Origin of the sequence: Lysinibacillus irui (assembly GCF_028877475.1) — a bacterium.
In the GTDB taxonomy this organism is placed as follows: domain Bacteria; phylum Bacillota; class Bacilli; order Bacillales_A; family Planococcaceae; genus Lysinibacillus; species Lysinibacillus irui.
The window spans coordinates 56,472-77,361 of the sequence record NZ_CP113528.1 but is presented as its reverse complement, the minus strand read 5'-3'; the positions used below and the strand labels follow the sequence as shown (position 1 = coordinate 77,361).

General features: G+C 36.6%; 21 protein-coding genes and 4 pseudogenes. 20 read left to right on the top strand and 5 right to left on the bottom strand.

Features of this window, described 5'->3' with window-relative positions; translation table 11 throughout:
* The first annotated feature begins 23 nt into the window (after window positions 1-23).
* Genes OU989_RS22825 through OU989_RS22805 form a run of 5 tightly spaced genes read left to right on the top strand, consistent with a single transcriptional unit; the run spans window position 24 to window position 5,059 of the window.
* Window positions 24-1,658, top strand: a complete 1,635-nt coding sequence (locus tag OU989_RS22825; protein WP_274797574.1) for an ABC transporter permease — start codon at window positions 24-26, stop codon at window positions 1,656-1,658.
* A gap of 19 nt (window positions 1,659-1,677) precedes the next feature.
* Window positions 1,678-2,760, top strand: a complete 1,083-nt coding sequence (locus OU989_RS22820) for an ABC transporter ATP-binding protein (protein WP_274797573.1) — start codon at window positions 1,678-1,680, stop codon at window positions 2,758-2,760.
* Between the two features lie 18 nt (window positions 2,761-2,778).
* Window positions 2,779-3,588, top strand: a complete 810-nt coding sequence (locus OU989_RS22815; RefSeq protein WP_274797572.1) for an HAD family hydrolase — start codon at window positions 2,779-2,781, stop codon at window positions 3,586-3,588.
* Entirely contained in the window at window positions 3,585-4,409 is an 825-nt protein-coding gene (locus OU989_RS22810) for a PHP domain-containing protein (protein ID WP_274797571.1), read from the top strand. Before OU989_RS22815 ends, OU989_RS22810 begins: the two co-directional genes overlap by 4 nt.
* The gene (locus OU989_RS22805; RefSeq protein WP_274797570.1) at window positions 4,406-5,059 is read left to right on the top strand and encodes a DUF6198 family protein; all 654 of its coding nucleotides are present in this window, start codon (window positions 4,406-4,408) and stop codon (window positions 5,057-5,059) included. Before OU989_RS22810 ends, OU989_RS22805 begins: the two co-directional genes overlap by 4 nt.
* 98 nt (window positions 5,060-5,157) lie before the next feature.
* Here OU989_RS22805 and OU989_RS22800 read toward each other — a convergent pair.
* A pseudogene (locus OU989_RS22800) lies at window positions 5,158-5,775 on the bottom strand (recombinase family protein).
* Window positions 5,776-6,466: 691 nt separating this feature from the next.
* Between OU989_RS22800 and OU989_RS22795 the strand changes: the two are divergent.
* The 11 genes from OU989_RS22795 (at window position 6,467) to OU989_RS22745 (ending at window position 15,286) form a co-directional block, all read left to right on the top strand.
* Window positions 6,467-6,970, top strand: a complete 504-nt coding sequence (locus OU989_RS22795; RefSeq protein WP_274797569.1) for a hypothetical protein — start codon at window positions 6,467-6,469, stop codon at window positions 6,968-6,970.
* 86 nt (window positions 6,971-7,056) lie between these two features.
* On the top strand, window positions 7,057-7,395 hold the full coding sequence (locus tag OU989_RS22790) for a CagC family type IV secretion system protein (protein ID WP_274797568.1): 339 nt from the start codon (window positions 7,057-7,059) through the stop codon (window positions 7,393-7,395).
* Between the two features lie 71 nt (window positions 7,396-7,466).
* Window positions 7,467-7,811, top strand: a complete 345-nt coding sequence (locus tag OU989_RS22785) for a conjugal transfer protein (protein WP_274797567.1) — start codon at window positions 7,467-7,469, stop codon at window positions 7,809-7,811.
* Between the two features lie 13 nt (window positions 7,812-7,824).
* Window positions 7,825-8,490: a TrsD/TraD family conjugative transfer protein gene (gene trsD, locus OU989_RS22780; protein WP_274797566.1), complete on the top strand. Its 666-nt coding sequence runs from the start codon at window positions 7,825-7,827 to the stop codon at window positions 8,488-8,490.
* Between the two features lie 11 nt (window positions 8,491-8,501).
* The gene (locus OU989_RS22775) at window positions 8,502-8,870 is read left to right on the top strand and encodes a hypothetical protein (RefSeq protein WP_274797565.1); all 369 of its coding nucleotides are present in this window, start codon (window positions 8,502-8,504) and stop codon (window positions 8,868-8,870) included.
* Between the two features lie 9 nt (window positions 8,871-8,879).
* The gene (locus OU989_RS22770; RefSeq protein WP_274797617.1) at window positions 8,880-9,917 is read left to right on the top strand and encodes a VirB4 family type IV secretion system protein; all 1,038 of its coding nucleotides are present in this window, start codon (window positions 8,880-8,882) and stop codon (window positions 9,915-9,917) included.
* A 118-nt stretch (window positions 9,918-10,035) separates the two neighbouring features.
* The gene (locus OU989_RS22765; protein ID WP_274797564.1) at window positions 10,036-10,929 is read left to right on the top strand and encodes a tyrosine-type recombinase/integrase; all 894 of its coding nucleotides are present in this window, start codon (window positions 10,036-10,038) and stop codon (window positions 10,927-10,929) included.
* A gap of 181 nt (window positions 10,930-11,110) precedes the next feature.
* Entirely contained in the window at window positions 11,111-11,362 is a 252-nt protein-coding gene (locus OU989_RS22760) for a GNAT family N-acetyltransferase (protein ID WP_274797563.1), read from the top strand.
* 382 nt (window positions 11,363-11,744) lie between these two features.
* Window positions 11,745-13,109, top strand: a complete 1,365-nt coding sequence (locus OU989_RS22755) for a spore germination protein (protein ID WP_274797562.1) — start codon at window positions 11,745-11,747, stop codon at window positions 13,107-13,109.
* Window positions 13,110-13,128: 19 nt separating this feature from the next.
* Window positions 13,129-14,208 (top strand): GerAB/ArcD/ProY family transporter, encoded by a 1,080-nt coding sequence (locus OU989_RS22750; RefSeq protein ID WP_274797561.1) that lies wholly within the window; start codon window positions 13,129-13,131, stop codon window positions 14,206-14,208.
* Window positions 14,201-15,286 (top strand): Ger(x)C family spore germination protein, encoded by a 1,086-nt coding sequence (locus tag OU989_RS22745; RefSeq protein ID WP_274797560.1) that lies wholly within the window; start codon window positions 14,201-14,203, stop codon window positions 15,284-15,286. The genes OU989_RS22750 and OU989_RS22745 overlap by 8 nt, the downstream gene beginning before the upstream one ends.
* A 223-nt stretch (window positions 15,287-15,509) precedes the next feature.
* Here the strand turns inward: OU989_RS22745 and OU989_RS22740 are convergent, their stop codons facing one another.
* From OU989_RS22740 to OU989_RS22730, 3 genes and pseudogenes are all read right to left on the bottom strand, one after another.
* The gene (locus OU989_RS22740) at window positions 15,510-15,821 is read right to left on the bottom strand and encodes a hypothetical protein (protein WP_274797621.1); all 312 of its coding nucleotides are present in this window, start codon (window positions 15,819-15,821) and stop codon (window positions 15,510-15,512) included.
* Window positions 15,822-15,824: 3 nt separating this feature from the next.
* Window positions 15,825-16,049, bottom strand: a pseudogene (locus OU989_RS22735) (N-6 DNA methylase); the annotation flags it as partial.
* Between the two features lie 709 nt (window positions 16,050-16,758).
* Window positions 16,759-16,977: pseudogene (locus OU989_RS22730) on the bottom strand (Mu transposase C-terminal domain-containing protein); the annotation flags it as partial.
* 108 nt (window positions 16,978-17,085) lie between these two features.
* On the opposite strand from OU989_RS22730, the gene OU989_RS22725 reads away from it, so the two are divergent.
* Window positions 17,086-17,793 (top strand): IS6 family transposase, encoded by a 708-nt coding sequence (locus OU989_RS22725; protein ID WP_274797559.1) that lies wholly within the window; start codon window positions 17,086-17,088, stop codon window positions 17,791-17,793.
* 13 nt (window positions 17,794-17,806) lie between these two features.
* On the opposite strand, the gene OU989_RS23775 is transcribed toward OU989_RS22725, so the two are convergent.
* Window positions 17,807-18,145, bottom strand: a complete 339-nt coding sequence (locus OU989_RS23775; RefSeq protein WP_404809748.1) for a 3'-5' exonuclease family protein — start codon at window positions 18,143-18,145, stop codon at window positions 17,807-17,809.
* A gap of 450 nt (window positions 18,146-18,595) precedes the next feature.
* Here OU989_RS23775 and OU989_RS22720 point away from each other — a divergent pair.
* From OU989_RS22720 to OU989_RS22710, 3 genes and pseudogenes are all read left to right on the top strand, one after another.
* Window positions 18,596-19,255: pseudogene (locus OU989_RS22720) on the top strand (transposase); the annotation flags it as partial.
* Between the two features lie 310 nt (window positions 19,256-19,565).
* Entirely contained in the window at window positions 19,566-20,183 is a 618-nt protein-coding gene (locus OU989_RS22715; protein WP_274797558.1) for a GGDEF domain-containing protein, read from the top strand.
* Window positions 20,184-20,515: 332 nt separating this feature from the next.
* Entirely contained in the window at window positions 20,516-20,890 is a 375-nt protein-coding gene (locus OU989_RS22710) for a PilZ domain-containing protein (protein ID WP_263082603.1), read from the top strand.

Here is a 20,890-nt window from a genome sequence, read left to right as displayed (position 1 = left end):
TATTTAAAAGGAGAGCAAGTGAAATGAAGGAAAATATGCTGCAATTTAAAAAGAAGCTTCGCAATGAACCTTTGCTAATGGTATTAGTTTTCACCTTGCTAACGATTATGACATTTCTAATTATTTACCCAATTGCGCGTGTCGTTATGGAAACGAACGGTGAAATTTTTTCGCAGCTTTGGACAAATGTGAGATGGAGAAATTCGTTAGTTAATACGGTATTTATTACGATCTTATCAACGCTTTCAAGCACCATTGTCGCCTTTATTTTCGCCTATACGATAGCGCGATTAGATGTACCTTGTAAAGGTTTGTTTCGAATCGTGACACTTTTACCAATCGTGTCACCGCCATTTATCGTGGCGTTATCGTACATTTTATTATTCGGCAGACAAGGAATTATTACTAATCATCTTTTAGGCATCCCGCTTGATATTTATGGATGGACCGGTTTATGGGCTGTTCAAACAATTAGCTTTTTCCCGTATGCCTACGCGGTAATTTATGGTGTAGTTAAGGCGGCATCCATTCAAATGGAGTATGCTGCCTACAATTTAGGGGCAACGAAATGGCAAGTATTTACTGATGTCTTTTTAAAGCTCTGCCGACCAGGTATTGCGGGTGGTGCGCTAGTCGTGGCAATGAGTATTTTAGCGGACTTTGGTAACCCGATGATTATTGGTGGTAACTTTTCTGTACTTTCAACAGAGGCTTATGCGCAAATGACGGGCTGGTTCGATATTCCGGCAGCGGCAATGCTAGCAACAACAATGCTTGTACCAGCATTATCACTATTTTTAATCAATCGACTTTGGGTTGGAAAACGCTCTTATGTAACTGTTACGGGTAAGGATTCTTCACTACAGCCGTATCCGATTGCTGCATGGGTAAAATGGCTATTATTTAGCTTTTGTATGTTCGTCAGCGTTGTCGTTGTATTAGTATATGGCACGCTCGTTTACGGTGCTTTTACAACAACTTGGGGTTATGATTGGTCTCTTACGCTGGACAATATGGTATACGTTGTAGGGAAGCAACAGGAAATTACAAATAGTATTGTGTATGCTGTTTGTGCAGCAGTTGGAGCAGCATTGCTATCAGTGTTAGTCGCATATTTAGTACAGCGTAAGCAGTTCGGTTTAAATAAATGGATGGATTTTTTAGCAGTACTGCCAGGTGCAATTCCAGGAGTATTTTTAAGTTTAGGCTTTGCATTTGCATTTGGCGGGGACATGTTCTCGTTAACTGGCACGTCACTCATTATTATTTTAGCGCTTATGATTTGGAATTTGCCGACATGCTATAGTGCGAATGCGGCAGCTCTACAGCAAATCGGTCCTTCCATAGAGGAAGCGTCGACCAATTTAGGTGCAACGGGTATTCAAACGTATTTTAAGGTACTGCTACCACTCGTGAGAACATCATTTATTTCAAGTATGGTACTTGCCTTTTTACGCTCCGTAACATGCTTAAGCGTCGTTATTTTTATCTATTCCTTAAAAACATCGGTCGGCACAATTACAATTATTGGCTTATTAAGTAATGGACAATGGGGAGCTGCCTCAGCTGTCACAATTACGTTAATCGGCATTGCGATTTCAGTTTTACTTTTAACAAAGCTAGCTTTCCGATTAGGCGGAAAAACATTTGAAATATAACGATAGGTGAGGAACAGAAATGACTAATATGATTGAAATTAAAAGCGTTACGAAGCGCTTCGGGAATTTTACAGCGATTGAAAACTTAAATTTATCAATTCCAAAGGGACAATTTATTACACTGCTTGGTCCATCGGGTTGTGGGAAGACAACTTTAATGAGAATGATTGCAGGATTTTATGAAATCGATGGTGGTGAAATTTGTATTAATGGAAAATGTGTAAACCATTTGCCTGTGCATAAGCGCAATACGCCATTAGTGTTCCAAGATTACGCGCTTTTCCCTCATTTAACTGTAGAGGAAAATGTCGCATACGGCTTAAAAATAAAAAGATTTACTAAATCCGAAATGAAGGAGAAAATTCAGCAAATGCTAGATATGTTCGGCTTAGTAGGACTAGAGCATCGTTATCCAAGAGAGTTAAGTGGCGGTCAGCAGCAGCGTGTAGCCTTTGCACGAGCATTAGTACAAGGTCAGGAGGTGCTATTAATGGACGAGCCCCTCAGTAACTTAGATACAAAAATGCGAGTAGAGGTGCGAAATGAGCTACGTGAAATGCAGCAAAAAACGAATATTACAGCCATTTTTGTTACGCACGATCAAGAGGAGGCATTGTCGCTTTCAGATAAAATTGCTGTCTTTAATAAAGGCGAGATTTGCCAATTTGGTACACCATGGGAAATTTACAATACACCGGCTAATAAGTTCGTGGCCGATTTTGTCGGTGTTGCCAATTTTTATGAGGTAAAAATTACGGCAATAGACGACCAGCTTCATATTCGAACAACAACAGACATAATTACAATGCCAAAGCGCAGCAATAATTGGTCAGTGGGAGAAAAAGTGAGTTTAATGATTCGCCCAGAGCAAATGACTTTGCATAAGGATAGACAGCAACAACATCAAGGAACATTGCATCTAAAAGGTCAAATTTGCAAGCATAGTTTTTTAGGTAGCTCTGTTCGCTACACTGTTCAAATTGAAGGGCAGAAATGGTTGATTGATGATGTAGCACCAACGCAATTTTACGAAGGAGAAGTATACATAACACTAAATACGGACCGCATACATGTAATGAAGCATGAGGAAAAGGCGATTTAAACAGTTAGGAGTTTATCTATGTATAAAGTAGTCGTAAGTGATATTGATGGAACATTAGTAGATCAAAATCAGCAAATTAGCGAACAAAATTTAAAAGCAATTCAGCAATTTCAAAACGAGGGTGGCATTTTTACAATTGCAACAGGTCGCGTAGAGCAATCAGTTCAGCCATTAATTACGCAACTTCAGATTAAGTATCCTGTTATTTTATATAACGGCGGCAAAGTAATGGATTACCAACTAAAGCGTGTCATTTATGAGCGACATATTTCAATACAATTTGCATTAGGCTTTGTCAAAATGGCTTTAAATAATAAGTTGAACATTTGTATTTATACAGATAAAGGAATTTACATTTTAAATGAAACGGACACGATTCGAACATATACAGCAAAGGATAAAGTAATAGTGCAATTATTACCGAGTGTCGCTTTTTTAACCTCACATATCGTTTATAAAATATTAATTATTGATGAAGAAGCATGCTTTCAAACATGCTATAACTATTTTGAAAAAGTCCCAATGTCCGATGTAACAATTATTCAATCCGAAAATACGTATTTAGAAATTTTGCCAGCGAACGTAAGTAAAGGTGAGGCGCTTAAAGTGCTAATGGATTATTTAAATTTACCAATCCAATCGGCTATTGCAATTGGCGACCACTTTAATGATATTGAAATGATTAAAGCAGCAGGGGTCGGCGTTGCAGTAAACAATGCTATTCCTACATTGAAGGAATATGCAGATGCTATTGTTCCATCAAATATAGAGCATGGCGTTGCAAAAACAATTTATAAATATTGCTTACAAAGGGAGTGGGAAATATGAAGGCAGACTTACATTTACATAGTATATACTCAGATGCTGCAGATACAATCGAGCAGTTATGCAGGCTATCCGTCGAAAGAAATTTAACGCATATTAGTATCGTTGATCATGATATGACGATGCATATTCCAGAAAGCATCGAAATGGCGAAAAAGTATAATTTGCAGTTTATCCCTGGTATTGAAATCTCAGCTTTTGATTTTAAGCGCAATCGCCCCGTTCATATTTTTGGCTACGGCATAGAAGCAAAGAGCGAGCACATATTAGGTCTTTGTAATCCACTTCAGGAGCGACGTCACGCGCACGGCATGTGGCAAGCGAAAAAAATAATAGAGGCAGGCTATTCATTACATTTGGAGGAAGCTTTAAGCTACGCGAAAACGAGCGGTATTTTATTTAAGCAGCATATAATGCGTGCGATAACTAAGGCACATCCAGATACGGCAGAATATAAGCAATTATATAAGGAATTGTTCGGAAATGGTGGTTTAGTGTCAGAGGATATTGAATATGTCGATGCCTTTGAAGCGGTAAAGGCGATTAAGGCAGATGGTGGATTGGTAGTAGTAGCGCACCCTGGTCAGCTGGATTCTTATGAACTAATAGAAGAGCTTGTAGCGCTAGGTCTTGATGGCATTGATTTAATTCACCCAGATCATGATGAAATAGATCATGCGAAAGTGCGCGCCTTAGCAGAAAAATATAACTTATTTATGACAGGTGGCTCAGACTATCACGGTGTTTATAGTCATGCAATGGATTTGGAGACGTATTGTATAAATGAAGTACCACAGCAGTTGCTTGAAAAAGTAGTGAAATGAAGCAAGATGCTTTAAAGTTTATACAAAAAAGCTTTGTGCTACTTACATGTGTAACAGTAGTAAGTATGTTTGCTACGTTCCTCATTCATGCCAACATTGGAATGGGTTCAGTAGAAGCCTTAAATAGTAGTATGGGCTTGCTAACGGGCATCAAGATTGGCACAGTAGCGGTAATCGTCAATGTTTTTTTGATTCTTTTACAAATAATCATTTTATGCAAAGAATTCCAACTCATTCAGCTGTTGCAGCTACCGATTGTGCTATTACAAGGGACCATTATTAATTTCTTTTTATATGAGATTTTACATACAGTTCAATTTGATAGCTATACGGAACGGCTTATAATCGTTATCGTTTGTAGTGTTATTAATGGTATTATGCTTGGTCTACTTGCGGCAATTCAATTTATAAGCTTTCCATTAGAGGCAGCTTGCTTAGCCATTCATCAAAAAATGAATTGGGATTTCGGTAAAGTTCGTTTTAGCTTCGATATTTTCAATATGCTATTTTCGCTAGCAATCTCGCTTTATTTAAGTAGTCATTTGAATGTACGAGAAGGGACGATTATTAGCGGAATACTATTCTCTTTAGTAATAGGCTACTCTTATCAATTTTTTAAACGCCAGCAATGGGTGCAGCGTATGCTATAAAAGGAAGTTCGCTTTTATGAGCGACCTTCCTTGTTAGTTTAACTTGAATTATTAACATTTCATTAAAATTCTTAAGTTTTTTCACTGTCTTCCATTTTTTAAGGAAGATGAGCGAAAGAAATGATGAAGAACAGTGGTTGGCGCCCGGATCTATGTCGTTGGCTCACTTTTTTTAGGATTTTATACACCGTACTTCTCCCAATCTCATACTCCTTCGTAATATCAGTAGCACTTTCAAGCTTAATAATACGGCGCTTCGTCTCGGTATCGATGGCAGGGCGTCCACCAAGACGACCACGTTTTCGTGCAGCCTCTAAGCCAGCTTTTGTGCGTTGTTGAATAATATCACGCTCAAACTCAGCGAAAATCGCAAGCATGCCACACATGGCACGACCAGTAGGGGTAGTTGTATCGAAATGATTGTGAATGCTGACAAAGTCAATGCCACGTGCATTCATTTCATCTGTGAGTTGGTAAAGCTCTTTTGTGCTGCGTGCGAGGCGATCCAGTTTATAAACAATAAAGCGATCTCCTTTAGTAGCTGCTTTCATTGCATGCTGCAATTCTATTCTTTCCGTTTTACGTGTAGAGATTTTTTCAACATACATAATCAGTTCGATTCCTTATTCCTGGGCGTACTTTTCAAGGGACATTTTTTGCATATCTAAATTTTGATCTTCTGTGCTGACACGGGAGTATCCGATGATGCGGGACATAATCTTTACTTCTTTCTATATAGTAGATACTCAATCCTTTTTGTCTACAACTATACGTTTTATATAATATTAATTGTAGACGAGTAAATAGACGAAAACAATCAAAATAACCCTGCTCAAACGTTGATTTGAGCAGGGCTTTGAGTTTGTTTATAAAACGGTGGTTAAATAGATGATTTTGTAACTTTATAGATTTGTCCTCAGTTCAATCAATACGAATAATTTATATAAATTATTTGATTTGTAACTTTCGTTTTAGCTCTCTATAAATATTGTATTCTTTTTGATCCAAGAATTGATTTGATTGTTCGAACTATTTTCAAAGAAATCTATTTTATGATAATCTACAGTATTTTTTATAGTAGCTAACTAATAGGTTTCAGACCAAAATCAAAAAAATTTATCCATCAACTGTTTGGGTTAGTTGCTTAAGACCAGGGGCAATAGAAATCATTCACTTTTTTATATTTTCTTCAAATTTTTGTACCAAAATCATCTATACCACTCCAAGCAATTTCATTTCTTTGTCGTGGGTAAATTGCTCTCTATTTTTCCTAATATAAAGTGTTTTAATGACAATTCCATTACAACTGTAACAAAAATGTCTGTTTCTTTAAATTCCACTACATTTCGGCTTATTGTTGGTTGGAGCGGGAAAATAAGGTTATCAAGCGTTTGAAAGTAGGTGAAAGTGCTGATTACGGAACGTTGGTTAAGTAGTAAGCGAGCGTCTGAATTTGTACATGACGGGCAAGTGGGGGTGAGTGAGCCAGTGAAGGGGCAACCACTTTCACAGATTCGTAAGCAACTTGCAGAGGAAGAAGTGGCTTCTTCTGTCGAGGTGAAGCCACTTGTTTTACGGCAACATTTTTTACAGCAAGGCAATGTAGCCGATGCTAAGCTTGTCGAGCAAGTAGATGTAACGGCGATTCGTGTGAAGGGCGGGCTTATTGTTAATGAAGTGTCCTTTGCCGGAGCTAGTTTTTTAGAAGGGTTCCTGAGCATATACGGGATTGAATTAGAGCGAGCTGTTCGGCGCTATGAGGAAAAGCTTCAGCTATTTGAAACGCTGGATTATGAACGAAAGCAGCGTGCCATTTTTATTGGACGATTAAAGCAAGGGGAGCTAGAGCAGCTGTCCCCTTCATTTGAAACCGAGAAGCAAGCGAAAATACAGCTAGAGGCAATGAAGTAAGTAGAAAAGGAGCGTGCGCTAGCGCCATCTTTAGAGGTAGAGCGTGATGAATAATAGAGAAATGAATAGTGAAAGTAGGTTTGCGTATGACAAATAACATGAAAGCAACGAGCTTAGTATTGGGAGCAGCTTTGGTCATCGTCGTTTGTTATTTCACAACACCCGAAATCGTTTTTGCCTCAGCTGGACAAGTCCAAGCTAAGCTCACAAATGCAGCCAATGTCGTTAAAGGTATTTTAACAGCGCTTGTGGTCTTAGTCGGAATTTGTGCAGCTTTATTTATTATTATCAAGCGCATGCCATCAGCAGATGATCCGCATGAGAAGAACGAGGTATTTAAAAGTGTCGGGCGTGTATGTGCACTCGTTGCGTTAGCAGCAGCGATTATTTGGTTACTGCCCTGGGTTTATTCATTATTCACGTAAGTAGATATTTAATAAGTAGAAAAAACTACTTAACAAAAGTAGAAATTTCTACTTTTTGCGAGGTGTGTAAAGTGGCAGAGCATAAAGGAAAAAAGTTTGTTTTCCCCGAAAATGTAGAGTCGGGTTACGGGATTTTTCTAGGAATTACGTTGAAGGAATTACTGCTGTATTTAGTGCCACCGATTGTCATCGGTCTTATTATTATTGCTTTGCCACCGCATAATGTGTGGCTCATGCTGTTTAAATTCATGCTATTACTGATTGTGCTCATTATACTTTTAGCTCTCTTGTCTTCTCGACCGATTCGCCATCGACCAAATATTCGATTTCAGGATTATATAAAGCTACGCAATCAATTTACGAGTAGACAAAAGCTCTTTTATATAAGGAAGAAAAAAGATCGCTTTTTAAAGTAAGGCGGTGATCAGTTTGTGGGAAAAGTTGTTCGGTTCTAAGAAAAAGCCAATAGATGATTATGTATTTGATGATGAGCCGAAAACGCTCGATAAAGGCAAGCAGAGCCTACAAGACATGTCGCTCATTGCAGCACAGTACAATGATTTTCTCGTGACAAAACGAGGCTATTTAGTTGTGTTGCTGAAAGTGACGGGTATTAATTTAGATTTACTCACAACGACCGAGCAAGAGGATGTTTTTGATGAGTTTAATGCCTTTTTAATGTCGACGCTCGGTGAAAATAGTGAGGAAGTGCAGCAATACCTTGATATTACGATGCCCGTTGATTTTAGTGATTATATTTTATTTTGGCAGCATCGTTATTTAACCGTATTAGAGGAGGAACCTGAAAATGAAGCAAAGCTAGCACTCATTGCGAGCTATGTAGATACATTTTCTGGCGTTGTGTCTTCACAGGAAATGACGACAAAGACACATATTGTCGTGCTGCATGAGAAAATACCGAAAAAGCATTTAGCGTCACTTGAGCAAACGGCGATTCATTTAGAAGAAAAGGTATTATTGTTCATCCGGCAACTAGAAAATGCACTGAGTACGTATGATGTAGAGGCTCGGCAGCTAACAGCAAAGGAGTGTCGTAAGATGTTACAGCACTTACTCAATTTCTCCAATCACTAGGAGGTGAGAGCATGTTTAAACGACGACAGCAGCCACACGTGGAAAAGGAACAAGCACTTAGTGACGTACTGGATGGGTCGAGCTTAGATATGATTTATCCGTTTTCATGGGAGGAATGTACCGACCATATTGAGTCGGGTGATAATTTTATTCGTGTCATTGCGATTATTGATTACCCAAAAAGTCGTTACGGCAACTGGTTATCAGAGCTGAAACGTAAGAAGGGCAATATTACGATTGTACAATTTTTAGAATCGTCCAATTCGACGAAAATGGTTGAGCACTATAATAAGACGATTAAAAATAAGCAAGCTGAGGTATTGAAGACGTTTGACCCGCTAAAAAAACGTCAGCTTGAAAAACAGGTTGAAGCAGCTTAGCATCAATTGATGAAATTTCTTGAAAATGAGTCGAGCTACATTTATCAGTACACGTATATTTATTTGCAGGCGAAGTCACTAGATGAACTGAATGCTCTAAGTGATTCTGTTCATAATACGCTCGTGAAATTGCAGCTAAAGGCAATGACCCCGATTAAGGCAATGTACCAAACGTTTTGGAGTGCGATGCCGATTTTAGAAAATCTGCTTGGAGATTACACGTATAAGCAGTCCAATACGGAGGCAGCGAGTAGTATGTTTCCATTTGATGATGCCGAGATTTTAACGATTACCCCACGCAGTGATGTAGAAGGCGTGAATAAAGATACGGGCAGCTTAATTGCGATTGATTATTTGGACCGTAAAAATACACTTAATCAAAATATGGTTGTCATTGGGACGAGTGGTGTCGGTAAGACCACTTATATGGTACAGAAGATTTTACGCTATTTTGCTTGGGGCGTGAAAGTGTTTATTATCGATCCCGAAAATGAATATACGAACATCGTCGAGCATTTAGGCGGAACAGTTGTCCATTTAAGCAGTAATTCGAGTACAAAAATTAACCCGTTAGAAGTGTTTTCCGAGCAAGTCATGGACGAAGGACCCGTTGATTTGGATATGGTTTTAAAAGATAAAATTCAGCGTCTTCTCGGTTTCTTTCAAGTGTTGAAGCAAGACATTACACAGGTGGAAAAGGCGATTTTAGATGCCGTTTTACGTGAAGTGTACCGTGATGCAGGGATTTTGCAGTACAACAGCTTTCGAGAGATTCCCAGCACAGCGTACCCGATTTTATCTGACGTATATGAAGCAATAGCCGCTTTAAAGGCGAGTGACGCTGATCGGTACGCACAGATTGAGGATTTTCATTACATTTTGGAAAGCTATGTAAATGGTAGTAAAACGATTTTTAATGGGCATACGAATATTAATTTACAAAGTGACCTTTTATCGTTTGATTTAAAGCCATTGCAAAATGAGGCTGATGTACAAGGGGCAGCATATTTAAATACATTTAGTTGTTTAAGGTTGAAAATTTTATAATAAAAAAAACGTAAGTTCTTATATGAAGATATAAAAAACACAAAAAGAAACTTTTCAAAGGTGGAAATTTCTACTTTTGAAATATATACTTATTTTAACGCGAGGAGGGACATATATAATGGAAGAAACACTATTTTCTTTGCAGCAATATAAAATGACGAAGCAAAAGGATGAGACGCTGCAGGCAATTCGGCAGGAGAAATTGGATCGGTACCAATCGGACTTCAATTTGTTTCAAGCCTTTTGCGACCAGCATCTATTGGCGAAGGATTTTGATGCTTTAGAGCTGTATCTCCATGAGTTAGTCACGCAGCAGCAAGTCCGTTTATCGACTTTTAACCGTCGCTTAGCCGGCGTGAAGTATTGGTTAACGAATGAATACGGATTTCAAGTGACCCCAGAGCAGGAAGGGAGCATTAAATTACTGCGTAGCTTATACGATCAAGAAGAGTATCTACGCTTAAAGCCGATGAGGGGGAAACGAGCTGAAAAGCAAAGTGATGTGCTACGTCTCATTGATCGTTACGATACCCACAAAAAAAGCGATATTCGCAAGCGTGCCATTTGTTTAGTTAACCTGATTACAGCAAATCGGCCGTCGGAAATGGTGCGCCTCAAAGTAAGTGACTTTGATTTAGAAAATCGTACGGTCCAGGTGATGATGGTGAAGCAGGGCGAGATGAAAGAAAAACGCCTAACGCTGGAATGCGTGCAGGCGGTGCAGAATTATATCGCTGCATGTGAATTAATGCCGGAAGATTACTTTGTCGGTGCAGCTGATAAATGGGGGAACCACACGAGCCGACAGATTAGTGAAGTGAGCTATAACCAAGCGATTCAAAGCTGGCTTGGATTTGCGCCGTACACGTTCCGTAAAACACAAATTACGGCAATGTATCAAAAAGGCGCCGATATCCCGACAATCGCGAAGCAGTCTGGCCATAAATCACATCACACGATTATGGAGCATTATATTAAGTTGAAATCAGATGATGTGGATGAGTTTTTGTAATTAGGGAGATTATGCGATGAAGTTAAAAAAGACACAGAGCCAGAAACGTTGGAAGAAAAACAAAGATGGTTTTTGGAAAATGTAAAGGAAAATAACCCGATGTACATTTATGAAGAAATGAGAAGTCATTGGTTTTGCCACATTTAAACGATTTTATCCAAATGAAGGGTATAAATTTTCCATGGAACATTCTGTTTATGTCTCATCAAAACATCAAGGAAAGGGGGTTAGAAAACAACTTTTACAAAAATTAATTGAAGAAGCGAAACGAAAAGTGAGAACGTTAATTGCTGTTATTGATTCAGAAAATGTTGGAAGCTTCAAATTGCATGAACAGTTTGGTTTTCATTTGGTCGGTAGATTAAAACATATCAGATATAAATTTGGAAAATGGTTAGACATTGTCTATTATCAATTAGATTTATATGAATGATGAATAAAAGAAATTGGGTTATTTACTTAACCTAGTTATTCCAAAATCTAGGTGCTGTTCTTTGATAAGAAGAGCGCTTTTTTCAGTTATTAAAGTTATGTATTCAAACATGGCATCTCGCTTTGATAAACGCAATTGTTACCGTTGTAAACCAAAAATTGCGAAGTATTTTAATTTACCAAAAGATGATATAACCTAAAGGCACATTAAACGATCGAGAGCTTCCTTCACATGTACGATAGGCTTCAAGGGGCATTTGTCTTTACCTCACATAATTCTGCAATACTGACTATATGAGAGAGAAGCGGTTTAACAAAATTCTGAATAAAAATAACACAATTTTGCAATACTTACGTTAATAACGTTTTGAGAGGAATTTATTATGTATATAAACAAAAATCTGTCTGAACATATTAAGGGTAGACTAGATGATTGTGATGATTTAGTAACTAGGACATTTCCTGAGTTAGAAATTGAGGTATTATTTTTCGGGCATTTAGTAGGGGAAGAGGAATTGAGAAATAATATTGTACAACCATTTTCAAATATAAAAAACGATGAAGTGATAAATATATTAAGAAGAAAAGAATTTAAACAGGAAGAAGATCTTAACTCAATGGTTAATGGGATTCTGGAAGGAAAAGCATTAGTCATTTTTAAAAATTCATTAGCCTATACAGTTGATATTTATGTCCCAAAAACAAGAAGTGTTTCAGCAGCAGAAATCGAAACTGTAATTGTAGGACCTAAAGAAGCTTTTATAGAAGACATTGGAACAAACCTTTCTATGATTAGGAGAAGATTAAAATCAGACTCTTTAAAGGTAGTTAGTTATAAAATAGGCACGTTAACTCAAACGAAAATGTATTTATTATATATTGAGGGTATTACTTCTTCTGTGTTAGTGAAAGAATTACAAGAAAAAATCAATGGCATTGACATAAAAGGGATTAATGATTTAAACCAACTAGTACAATACTTAGATAAGAAGCCGCTTTCTATTTTCCCACAATATTTTACGACAGAGCGTCCAGATGTTTCAACTTCAAAGTTGCTTGAGGGAAGAGTTATTTGTTTGTTAGATGGTAGTCCCTATTCATTATCAACCCCAACTAGTTTTTTTGAATTTTTTCAATCTCCAGATGATTACAACCAAAGATGGTTACTTGGTACTCTATCCAGGGCATTAAGATTTGCTGCATTAGTAATAACATTATTTGCTTCTGCATTCTATGTAGCAGTATCGATGTTTCACTATGAGATTATTCCTGTTAAATTACTGCATGAGTTTATTAAGTCAAGAAGTGGTGTGCCATTTAACCCACTAATTGAGGCATTAATTATTGAGAGTATTATTGAGTTGTTAAGAGAAGCAGGAGCAAGACTACCGTCTAAAATAGGACAAACAATTGGTATAGTTGGAGGTATAGTTATTGGTACTGCTGCAGTAGAGGCTGGTTTTACAAGTAATATACTCATTATCGTTGTTTCGATATCTGCTATTTCTTCTTTTGTCGTTCCACATATTATTATGACCGCTTCTTTAAGGATTGCTCGATTTATTTTTATTATTCTGGCATCAATAGCGGGATTCTTTGGAATCATTTTTGGATTTATTCTTTTATTAATTCATCTTTGCAGTTTAAAAAATATGGGAGAGTATTATTTTAAACCTATAGCACCATTATCTTTGAAGGACTTAAAAGATACTATTATTCGTGCTCCTTATCAGTTCTTTAAGAAATAAGTGAAGGAGGAGCCTAAATATGCAAAATGAAACATTTAAACCGTTCTATTTATTTTTTATTACCTATATGACTCAAATGGGTATAGTGTTCTTTAGCTTACCAAATATTATAGCCACTCATTTTGGATATAACGGTTGGATCATGATTATACCTATTTCAGTTGTTGTTTTGATTCATATTGGATTGATTGCTAAAATTTATAGTTTTAATAAAGGTGAGTCGATTTTTGAAACAATTGAGAGTTTAAATTCAAAGGCAAAGATGATACTAATGCTTTTATATATTTCTTTAAGCATATTCTGGTCAATTCTTGCTGTTACAATCGCAAAACACTATGCATATGTTATGAAGTTTTTATATTTTCCTTATACTGATATACAGTGGTTTGTACTGTTAACATTAATTCTTGCTTTTTACCTTGTCACAAGAGGAATTATAACAATAGTTCATATCACTACTATATTTTTCTTTTTATCTGCACCAATAATATTTCTTTTATTTTATTTTGTTCCTGACTTCTCCTTTTTGCAATTTTCTACATTTTTGTTTAATGAAAATAAGGACTTTTATGGAGGGATTATCGAATTATATACTGCATTTCTAGGGTTTGAAGTCATACTATTTATGTTCCCGTATATAAGTAAAGAGAAAAGCGGTTTTAAATATGTTTTTTGGGCCCACTTATATACTTCCTTTGTATATTTGATTGTTACTATATTTAGTTATGGATTTAACAGTATACAACAATTAACTCGTCAAGTTTACCCAGTAGTAACTTTAATGAGATATATCGAATTTGAATTTATTGAACGATTGGACTCTATCATTTTTATATTATTTTATTTAAAGGTGTTAATTACTATTACGATGTATGTCTGGATTAGTTTAGTTACCTTAAAAAGGGTGGTTAAATGGAGTGATAATCTTATTGTTTTTGTATTATTGATAGTTGGATATTTATCAACGCTCCCTTTTGTAACAAAAAAAGAATCAATCATTTTGTTATCTGCCTTAACAAAAGTTCAATTGTTCCTATCTGTCTTCTTACCACTATTATTATTGATGATTATTTTTAAAAAAAGGAGAAGTAATGGCTAGAATTTTACTGATTAGTCTAATCTTGTTGATGCAATCGGGATGTATGGACCAAAAAATTGTTGAGGAGTTAGGATTTATTCATACAATAGGTTATGAGTCAATTGAGGAAGGAGAGGATATCGGAAAGCTTAAAGTAACCGTCTCATTTCCAATAGCAGAAACCTTAGAACAGCAAACAAACACTACTGTAGTTGATACTCCAAGGGAATCAATGTTATTTTTGAATCAAAAGACAGATGAAAATCTAGTTTTGGGTCAAGTAAGGAGTATTCTAATTGGAGAGAACCTTGCAGAAAAAGGAGTATGGGATTTAATCGATACATTCTATCGTGATCCAGTTTTAAGACCAACTGTAAAACTGTCTATTGTAAAAGGCAGCCCACAACAAATGCTATCTAAAGACTATCCCAATTTTCAAATGGTTGATAGTGTTATCGAAGAGCTTTTGAAAAAAGAAGCAAGGTTAAATACCATTCCTGAAATGGATATACTTAAGTTTGCGAGAGATTACCTAGATGACGCTATTGATCCTATTGCTCCAATTATTTTACAATCTGAAGATGGAATCATGTCGGAAGGTATTGCATTATTTAGTGATGATCAGTTAAAAACATCACTACCAGAAATAAAAGCAAGAGTTTTCTTTCTTTTAACTGGTGAGTTTAAAGAGGGCAAATTATTAATTAAAATTAATAAAGAAGAGAACGTATTATTTAGTTTTTTAAAGAATAAAAGAAATATAAAGGTTGAATTAAATAATAATCAAGATATCAATGTGAATTTGTCAATTGAACTCAAAGGATTTTTACTGGAATACCAAGGAAAAAAAGATATTAATAATGAGAAACAAATGGCAGAGATGGAGAGAGATATTCAAGAATATTTAGAAAATGAAATAAATGAAATATTAGAAATTATGAAGGAACATCAAATAGATAATCTCGGTTTAGGAAAGTATATAAAAAGAAAAATGGATTATCACACATGGAAAAACCTAGACTGGCCCAAGTCAATTGATCGAGTAAACATTAACCCTACTGTAACCGTGACCATTATAGATACAGGATTGGTTAAATAATGGGGGAGTATCTACCTTATCGGATTTAAAAATTAAAACCAAAGACTTGGCACACGTAGTCTTTGAACTAAGGGATAGAGCAAACAGTTGTAAAGGGTGTTGTAATGGAAGATAGTACTTAGTTCACAGCCAAACATGTACTAGTTGCTGCGAATCTTGGAGGGGCAAAAGAAATATTGAAGGAACATGGTAATGCCTTTTTCTTTGACTGCCTTTTGAAAGGCTACTGATGTGTAAACGGACCCTTGGTCGCTATGTAGTAAACACCCTCGGGTAAGGCGGGTAGTTTATGGTCATCACTCATTTGGCGATAAGTAAAACTGTCTTTTGGAACTAAAGAGTAACCAACTGTGTTTTCATCTTCTCTTCCATCAAAATAGGTAGAACGTGGAAATAATCCTTTTCTAGAGGATGTTAGAACTATTCCATTCTCATCACCTAAAGATTTTTCTTTTGATTCAACTAATAAGTGATCAAGTTTCTTGTTGTTCCAACTCTTAGTAAATTCTTTAAACCTTAATTTTGGTGCATTCATTCCTTACACCCCCAATTCCTTAAAGAACTTCGCCAATTCCTGATCTACTTCCGCAATCTCCGCATCAATCTCTTCTAAACGCTTTGTCACAGCTTGTAAATCAATCGCTTCTTCTTCCTCAAACGTATCCACATAACGAGGAATATTTAAGTTATAATCATTCTCTTTAATCTCTTCTAATGTCGCTGCATACGAATACTTATCGATTGTCTCACGGCGTGCATACGAATAGGGTCGCTATTTTGTTTTCCACTTTCATCGAAACAAATTAATATATCAAGTGTTTCGTTTGAGGGTAATTGTTGCAAAAGAAATGGCACCTCCGTTTGTCTCTAGACAAAATGTCTAATTTTTTGTTATAATGGGCATACAATATAGTATAGAAACGTTTAACTCATGTCGCTTGGTACATGCGTTAGCGTATCGGATAAAGAGAACTCGTGTCGCTTGGTACACGCGTTCTCTTTTTTGTATTAAACCTAAAATAAAGTAGAAATCTTACTTTTTTTAGGTATTCTTTTGTTTATTTATCCTCGTGAAATGCCTCTACCATAAATTCAAACTGGCGTTGTTGACGATTCGTCAATTCGTTTTTTACGTAACTATCAATTAGCTTTTGTAAAATCACGTATGTTTTGCCTTCATCCATAAATGAACCTAATAAATTGATTTCGCTGTGAATGACTGTCGGCACTTTTAAACTTTTCGTGCTATTTGTTTTACCGACGCCCAGCTTTTTACGTGGCTGAGCCGGTTCAATCTTTGTGACTTCTTTTCCAACAACTGTTGGTTCAACCAAGGGAGGTGGCTCGTCCTGTTTTGTAGGCGCAACGTAACCGAAGTCCATATCATTTTTTTTCACAGGAATAGAAGGCTGCATGATTGCCGGCTTTTTCTTCTTTTTAATTAATCCTCCTTTTTCATTACTCATACGAGGAGTAGGAGTCTGATTCCCCAAGTATCCAGGCAAATCTTGTAAAAACAATTGATTAACAGTTAAAAAGAATCTTTCTATTTTCCCTCGTCCTCTTGGAACACCAATTGCGGAAAAGACTAGATTAATTTTTAAATCAATTGCTACTTGCTCCAAATGGTTGGACGTAAAATCACTTCCATGGTCTGTATAAAAAATTTCTGGTATACCGCATATTTGCCAATCAGGATTATTTTTCTGGTTCTGGTGCAAAAAAATATAAACAACTGCAATTCACCTCTAAAGTAAGGGTATATTAACACTATTACTCTAAATAGGGACGTGATTTGTATGGAAAAGGAACAACTATTCAAGTGGAAACACTTTCAACCTGAAATTATTTTGTTAACAGTGAGATGGTACCTTCGGTACAACTTGAGCTTTCGTAATTTAGTTGAGATGATGGAAGAACGTGGATTATCAATGGCCCACACAACCATTATGCGATGGGTTCATCAATATGGACCGGTATTAGATAAAAGAGTTCGACGTCATCTTAAGCCAACAAATGATTCCTGGAGAGTCGATGAAACCTATATCAAAGTAAAAGGTCAATGGATGTATCTATATCGTTCCGTTGATTCAGATGGGAATACCATTGATTTTTATTTAAGTGAATCAAGAGATAAACAAGCAGCCAAGCGCTTTTTTAAGAAGGCCTTGGCTTTTTCGCACGTTTCTAAACCCCGAGTGATAACAGTAGACAAGAACCCAGCTTATCCCCTCGCTATCCAAGAATTAAAAGAAGAAAAGCAGCTACCCGAAGGCATTCAACTAAGGCAAGTTAAATATCTCAACAATATCATAGAGCAGGATCATCGCTTTATTAAAAAACGAATTCGCCCGATGCTTGGATTAAAGTCCTTACGGACTGCCAAACGAATTATTGCTGGGATAGAGGCTATGCACATGATTAAAAAAGGGCAGACTCTCCAAGGGAGGAAGTCTGTCCAAAATCAAAAAGAATTCATCCATCAACTTTTTGGATTAGCAGCTTAAGACCAAGGGTTCACTAGAAATCATTCGCTTTATTATATTTTTTCAAGTGTTTGCACCAGAACCTCATTTCTTCCATGATACAAAAGGATTCATAATTTATGTATTGTAAATTGTAGCGCCGGAGGGATTGTGCTATTAACCGATCATCGAATGAAGCGTTAAATATAAGCACTTTGCGATTTGTTAGCATGGATTTTGTTTTCTCGTATTCATCGGTTAAAGTATTCTCGTTTCCTAATTCTTTATTTGTCATACCATGTACCAAATAAGCCCCTTCACTAATTGTTACAGTAGGCTTGAATTTTGCAGCATATAACACATTTTCGTGAGTGTCTATAATGGCTAGTTCAATAATTTCATCATCATTTGATTACTGCCACGACTTTTTACCACTGAATGCCAAGGTATTTACCACACAGTGCCAAAGTATGTACCAACACGCTAAAATGGCCATTTATCCTTGCTAATTCTAGGAAAACTCACGTGGCTTGACACCGAGCCTCTGCGGGCATGATTCTTGCGCCAGAGAACCAGCTTTGTACGTGCTGGCTCTTGCCAAACGAGGCTATCATGCCCGCCGCTCGGTATAAAGCCTGGCTCCGAACGAGTAGTGGTAAATCTGTTGGCACACACTGGTACACTTCTTGGCAACTGACGGTAAAAAAGATGGCAAGGGTGATACATTTGGTTGTTGCACCTATCGTAAGTGAGTTTTTTTAGACTATTATGTTCGACTGTTTCGCGCGCTTTTTTTAAGGCAGCAAGTTGTCTCTCGTTCAATTTTTGCACAGCAAATACGTCTGGACATCTAGCTGTTTCGGCTAAAAGCAAATATACTGTGGCCCGATTGATGTCATCAGGTAATTTAAGTGATAGTAAAGCGGTCATTCCATTACTAAAAAAGGCAGCTGAAGTAGTGCCGAATCATTTTACAACAGCCATTTTTGATAGAGGATATGATTATGAGCCGATTTATCGCCAAGTACTGAACCAAAAAATGCGTGCTGTCATTCCTTATAATGTCCGTCGAGAAGGCGAAAACATTGGTTTTGATCAACATTTTCGACCAACGTGTATACGTAAACATAGTTACTGTTACGATAGCTATCATGAAAAATACCGTACCCTCAAATTCACATGGCCAAAAGAATGCGAAACATGTCCATTACGCCAAGATATGCTCTGTCAAAAAGTTTTTAAAATCAAGTGCGAAACGGATATTCGGAAATACACGTATCCGGCACGTGGCTCTGAACTATGGAAAAAGCTTTATAAAGAACGGACAGCCGTTGAACGAGTGAATGCCTATTTAAAGCAATTCTTTCAGTTAAAAAATGTTCGTCATAGAACAGGGGAAAAAGCAAAACTGCACTTCAATCTGGTGACGTTTATTTATAATGCCTGCAAATTAGCAGTCGATCGCCTCAATACACAATTACAGACACAACCAGAAGTTGCATAATCTTTAAAAAACGGAAGTTTTAATATAGGAGCAGTCTAAGCTCATGAAAAAGCGGAAATTGCAGAACTGGGGAAAGAAAACGAGGCGAATCATGAGAAGTATCAAAGCGACTGTGCTCTAGATCAGAAGAATGAATTTATAAATTTCAATAAAATATGTGTCTTTAGGCTCGATATAATTAAATTATCTAGTTTTTTATAATCAGAGATTTTTATGCTTTACTTAGATAAAATCTGGTGATAGTATCAAATTACCATTTTAAATAAAGATACATAAACAAGGAGTTGCAATGATCTATAGAGGAAGAATAGTGGCAAGTGGAATTGTTCTTTTTTTTAATGTGCTTCGTTATTTCTACTATCATCAGCATCTGGCATTGCCTTTTAATTGGACATTCTTTGTTTTAACTGCTTTTTTCCTGGGCGTCGCTTGGTGGGCAGGAAAACAATTCGATAAGGTCAGGTATATATCTGAACGAGATCCATTAACCGGTACCTATAACCGGCGTACGGTAGAACACTATTTTCAGAAGGCTGCAAAGGTATGCGATCTAAAAAAGCAATCATTAGGGGTTATTATGCTGGACCTCAATAACTTCAAAGAAATAAACGATGAACACGGCCATCATAAAGGCGATGAACTGCTCATACAAATTGCCTCTACACTAAATAACTATGTGACGAAAAATGATTTAGTTGCAAGATGGGGAGGCGATGAATTCATTATTCTCGTACCCGATATGAAGAAAGATATCGCCAATGAATATGTAAATAAACTTCAACGAGCGATTACGTTGCAAAATGCCGACAGCTTTTCGAATGTCGGAGCTTCCGTCGGGTACGCCATCTACCCTCAGCAAGAAAAAAACTTCCACAAACTCGTTCAAGAAGCTGATGCGAATATGTATAAGGGAAAAAAGGAGAAATGATGGTAATGGTGCTGTTGTAGATTAAACATCTGAAAAGCAGACAGCTATTTACTCTTTTTCAAACACTATAACATATAGAATAAGTTTCCAAGTCGTACTACAGTAGGGTTAGATGTGCAATGAATGCAGCCACATATCTTTAATGGGATAATAATGGAAGATTGAACAATATTGTAATTGGACTCTTAAATGGCTGGAAACGAGTAGTCCAACCGATCCTTTTTTTAAAAGGGTCCTTTTTATTGCAAATTTATGAGAGGGGTAATTGATACCAAGCTCTTTAAATAGAGGTACCTGACCTGAAATATTTGACCAAAAGGAGTCAACATTACTTGAAAAATCAAAGCAAAAAGGTATTTAAAAGAAATGAAGGTTTCCGACTATCTTTTAAAGAACCTATTCAAACTACTTTTACTATTCTTCAAATCGAGGACAAAGAGGTAACAAGCAAAGAAGGGGAAATTAGAATTGTTGATATAAGCTTAAAAGGTGCAAAGCTTACATGCAAACTTAGTTTGCCTGTTCCGAATACTGTTATATCTATAGAATATTCTTTAGCAAAAGAACCATTTTTCATTCATGGAGAATTGATTTGGAAAAAAGATGCGTCAGAAGGATTTATTTATGGTATACAGTTTCTTTCTAGCTCTTATTCAGAAGAAACACTGCTGCAAACCTTAAAAGAGTACGTAAATAAAAATAAATAA

Excerpts from the sequence above, each read along its gene's own strand:
- OU989_RS22760 (WP_274797563.1), top strand. The coding sequence starts at position 11,111 with ATGGAACATTCTGTTTATGTCTCATCAAAACATCAAGGAAAGGGGGTT.
- OU989_RS22745 (WP_274797560.1), top strand. The coding sequence starts at position 14,201 with ATGGCTAGAATTTTACTGATTAGTCTAATCTTGTTGATGCAATCGGGA.
- OU989_RS22825 (WP_274797574.1), top strand. The coding sequence starts at position 24 with ATGAAGGAAAATATGCTGCAATTTAAAAAGAAGCTTCGCAATGAACCT.
- OU989_RS22770 (WP_274797617.1), top strand. The coding sequence starts at position 8,880 with ATGAAATTTCTTGAAAATGAGTCGAGCTACATTTATCAGTACACGTAT.
- OU989_RS22775 (WP_274797565.1), top strand. The coding sequence starts at position 8,502 with ATGTTTAAACGACGACAGCAGCCACACGTGGAAAAGGAACAAGCACTT.
- OU989_RS22725 (WP_274797559.1), top strand. The coding sequence starts at position 17,086 with ATGGAAAAGGAACAACTATTCAAGTGGAAACACTTTCAACCTGAAATT.
- OU989_RS22805 (WP_274797570.1), top strand. The coding sequence starts at position 4,406 with ATGAAGCAAGATGCTTTAAAGTTTATACAAAAAAGCTTTGTGCTACTT.
- OU989_RS22765 (WP_274797564.1), top strand. The coding sequence starts at position 10,036 with ATGGAAGAAACACTATTTTCTTTGCAGCAATATAAAATGACGAAGCAA.
- OU989_RS22790 (WP_274797568.1), top strand. The coding sequence starts at position 7,057 with ATGACAAATAACATGAAAGCAACGAGCTTAGTATTGGGAGCAGCTTTG.
- OU989_RS22820 (WP_274797573.1), top strand. The coding sequence starts at position 1,678 with ATGACTAATATGATTGAAATTAAAAGCGTTACGAAGCGCTTCGGGAAT.
- OU989_RS22815 (WP_274797572.1), top strand. The coding sequence starts at position 2,779 with ATGTATAAAGTAGTCGTAAGTGATATTGATGGAACATTAGTAGATCAA.
- OU989_RS22740 (WP_274797621.1), bottom strand. The coding sequence starts at position 15,821 with ATGAATGCACCAAAATTAAGGTTTAAAGAATTTACTAAGAGTTGGAAC.
- OU989_RS22755 (WP_274797562.1), top strand. The coding sequence starts at position 11,745 with ATGTATATAAACAAAAATCTGTCTGAACATATTAAGGGTAGACTAGAT.
- OU989_RS22750 (WP_274797561.1), top strand. The coding sequence starts at position 13,129 with ATGCAAAATGAAACATTTAAACCGTTCTATTTATTTTTTATTACCTAT.
- OU989_RS22810 (WP_274797571.1), top strand. The coding sequence starts at position 3,585 with ATGAAGGCAGACTTACATTTACATAGTATATACTCAGATGCTGCAGAT.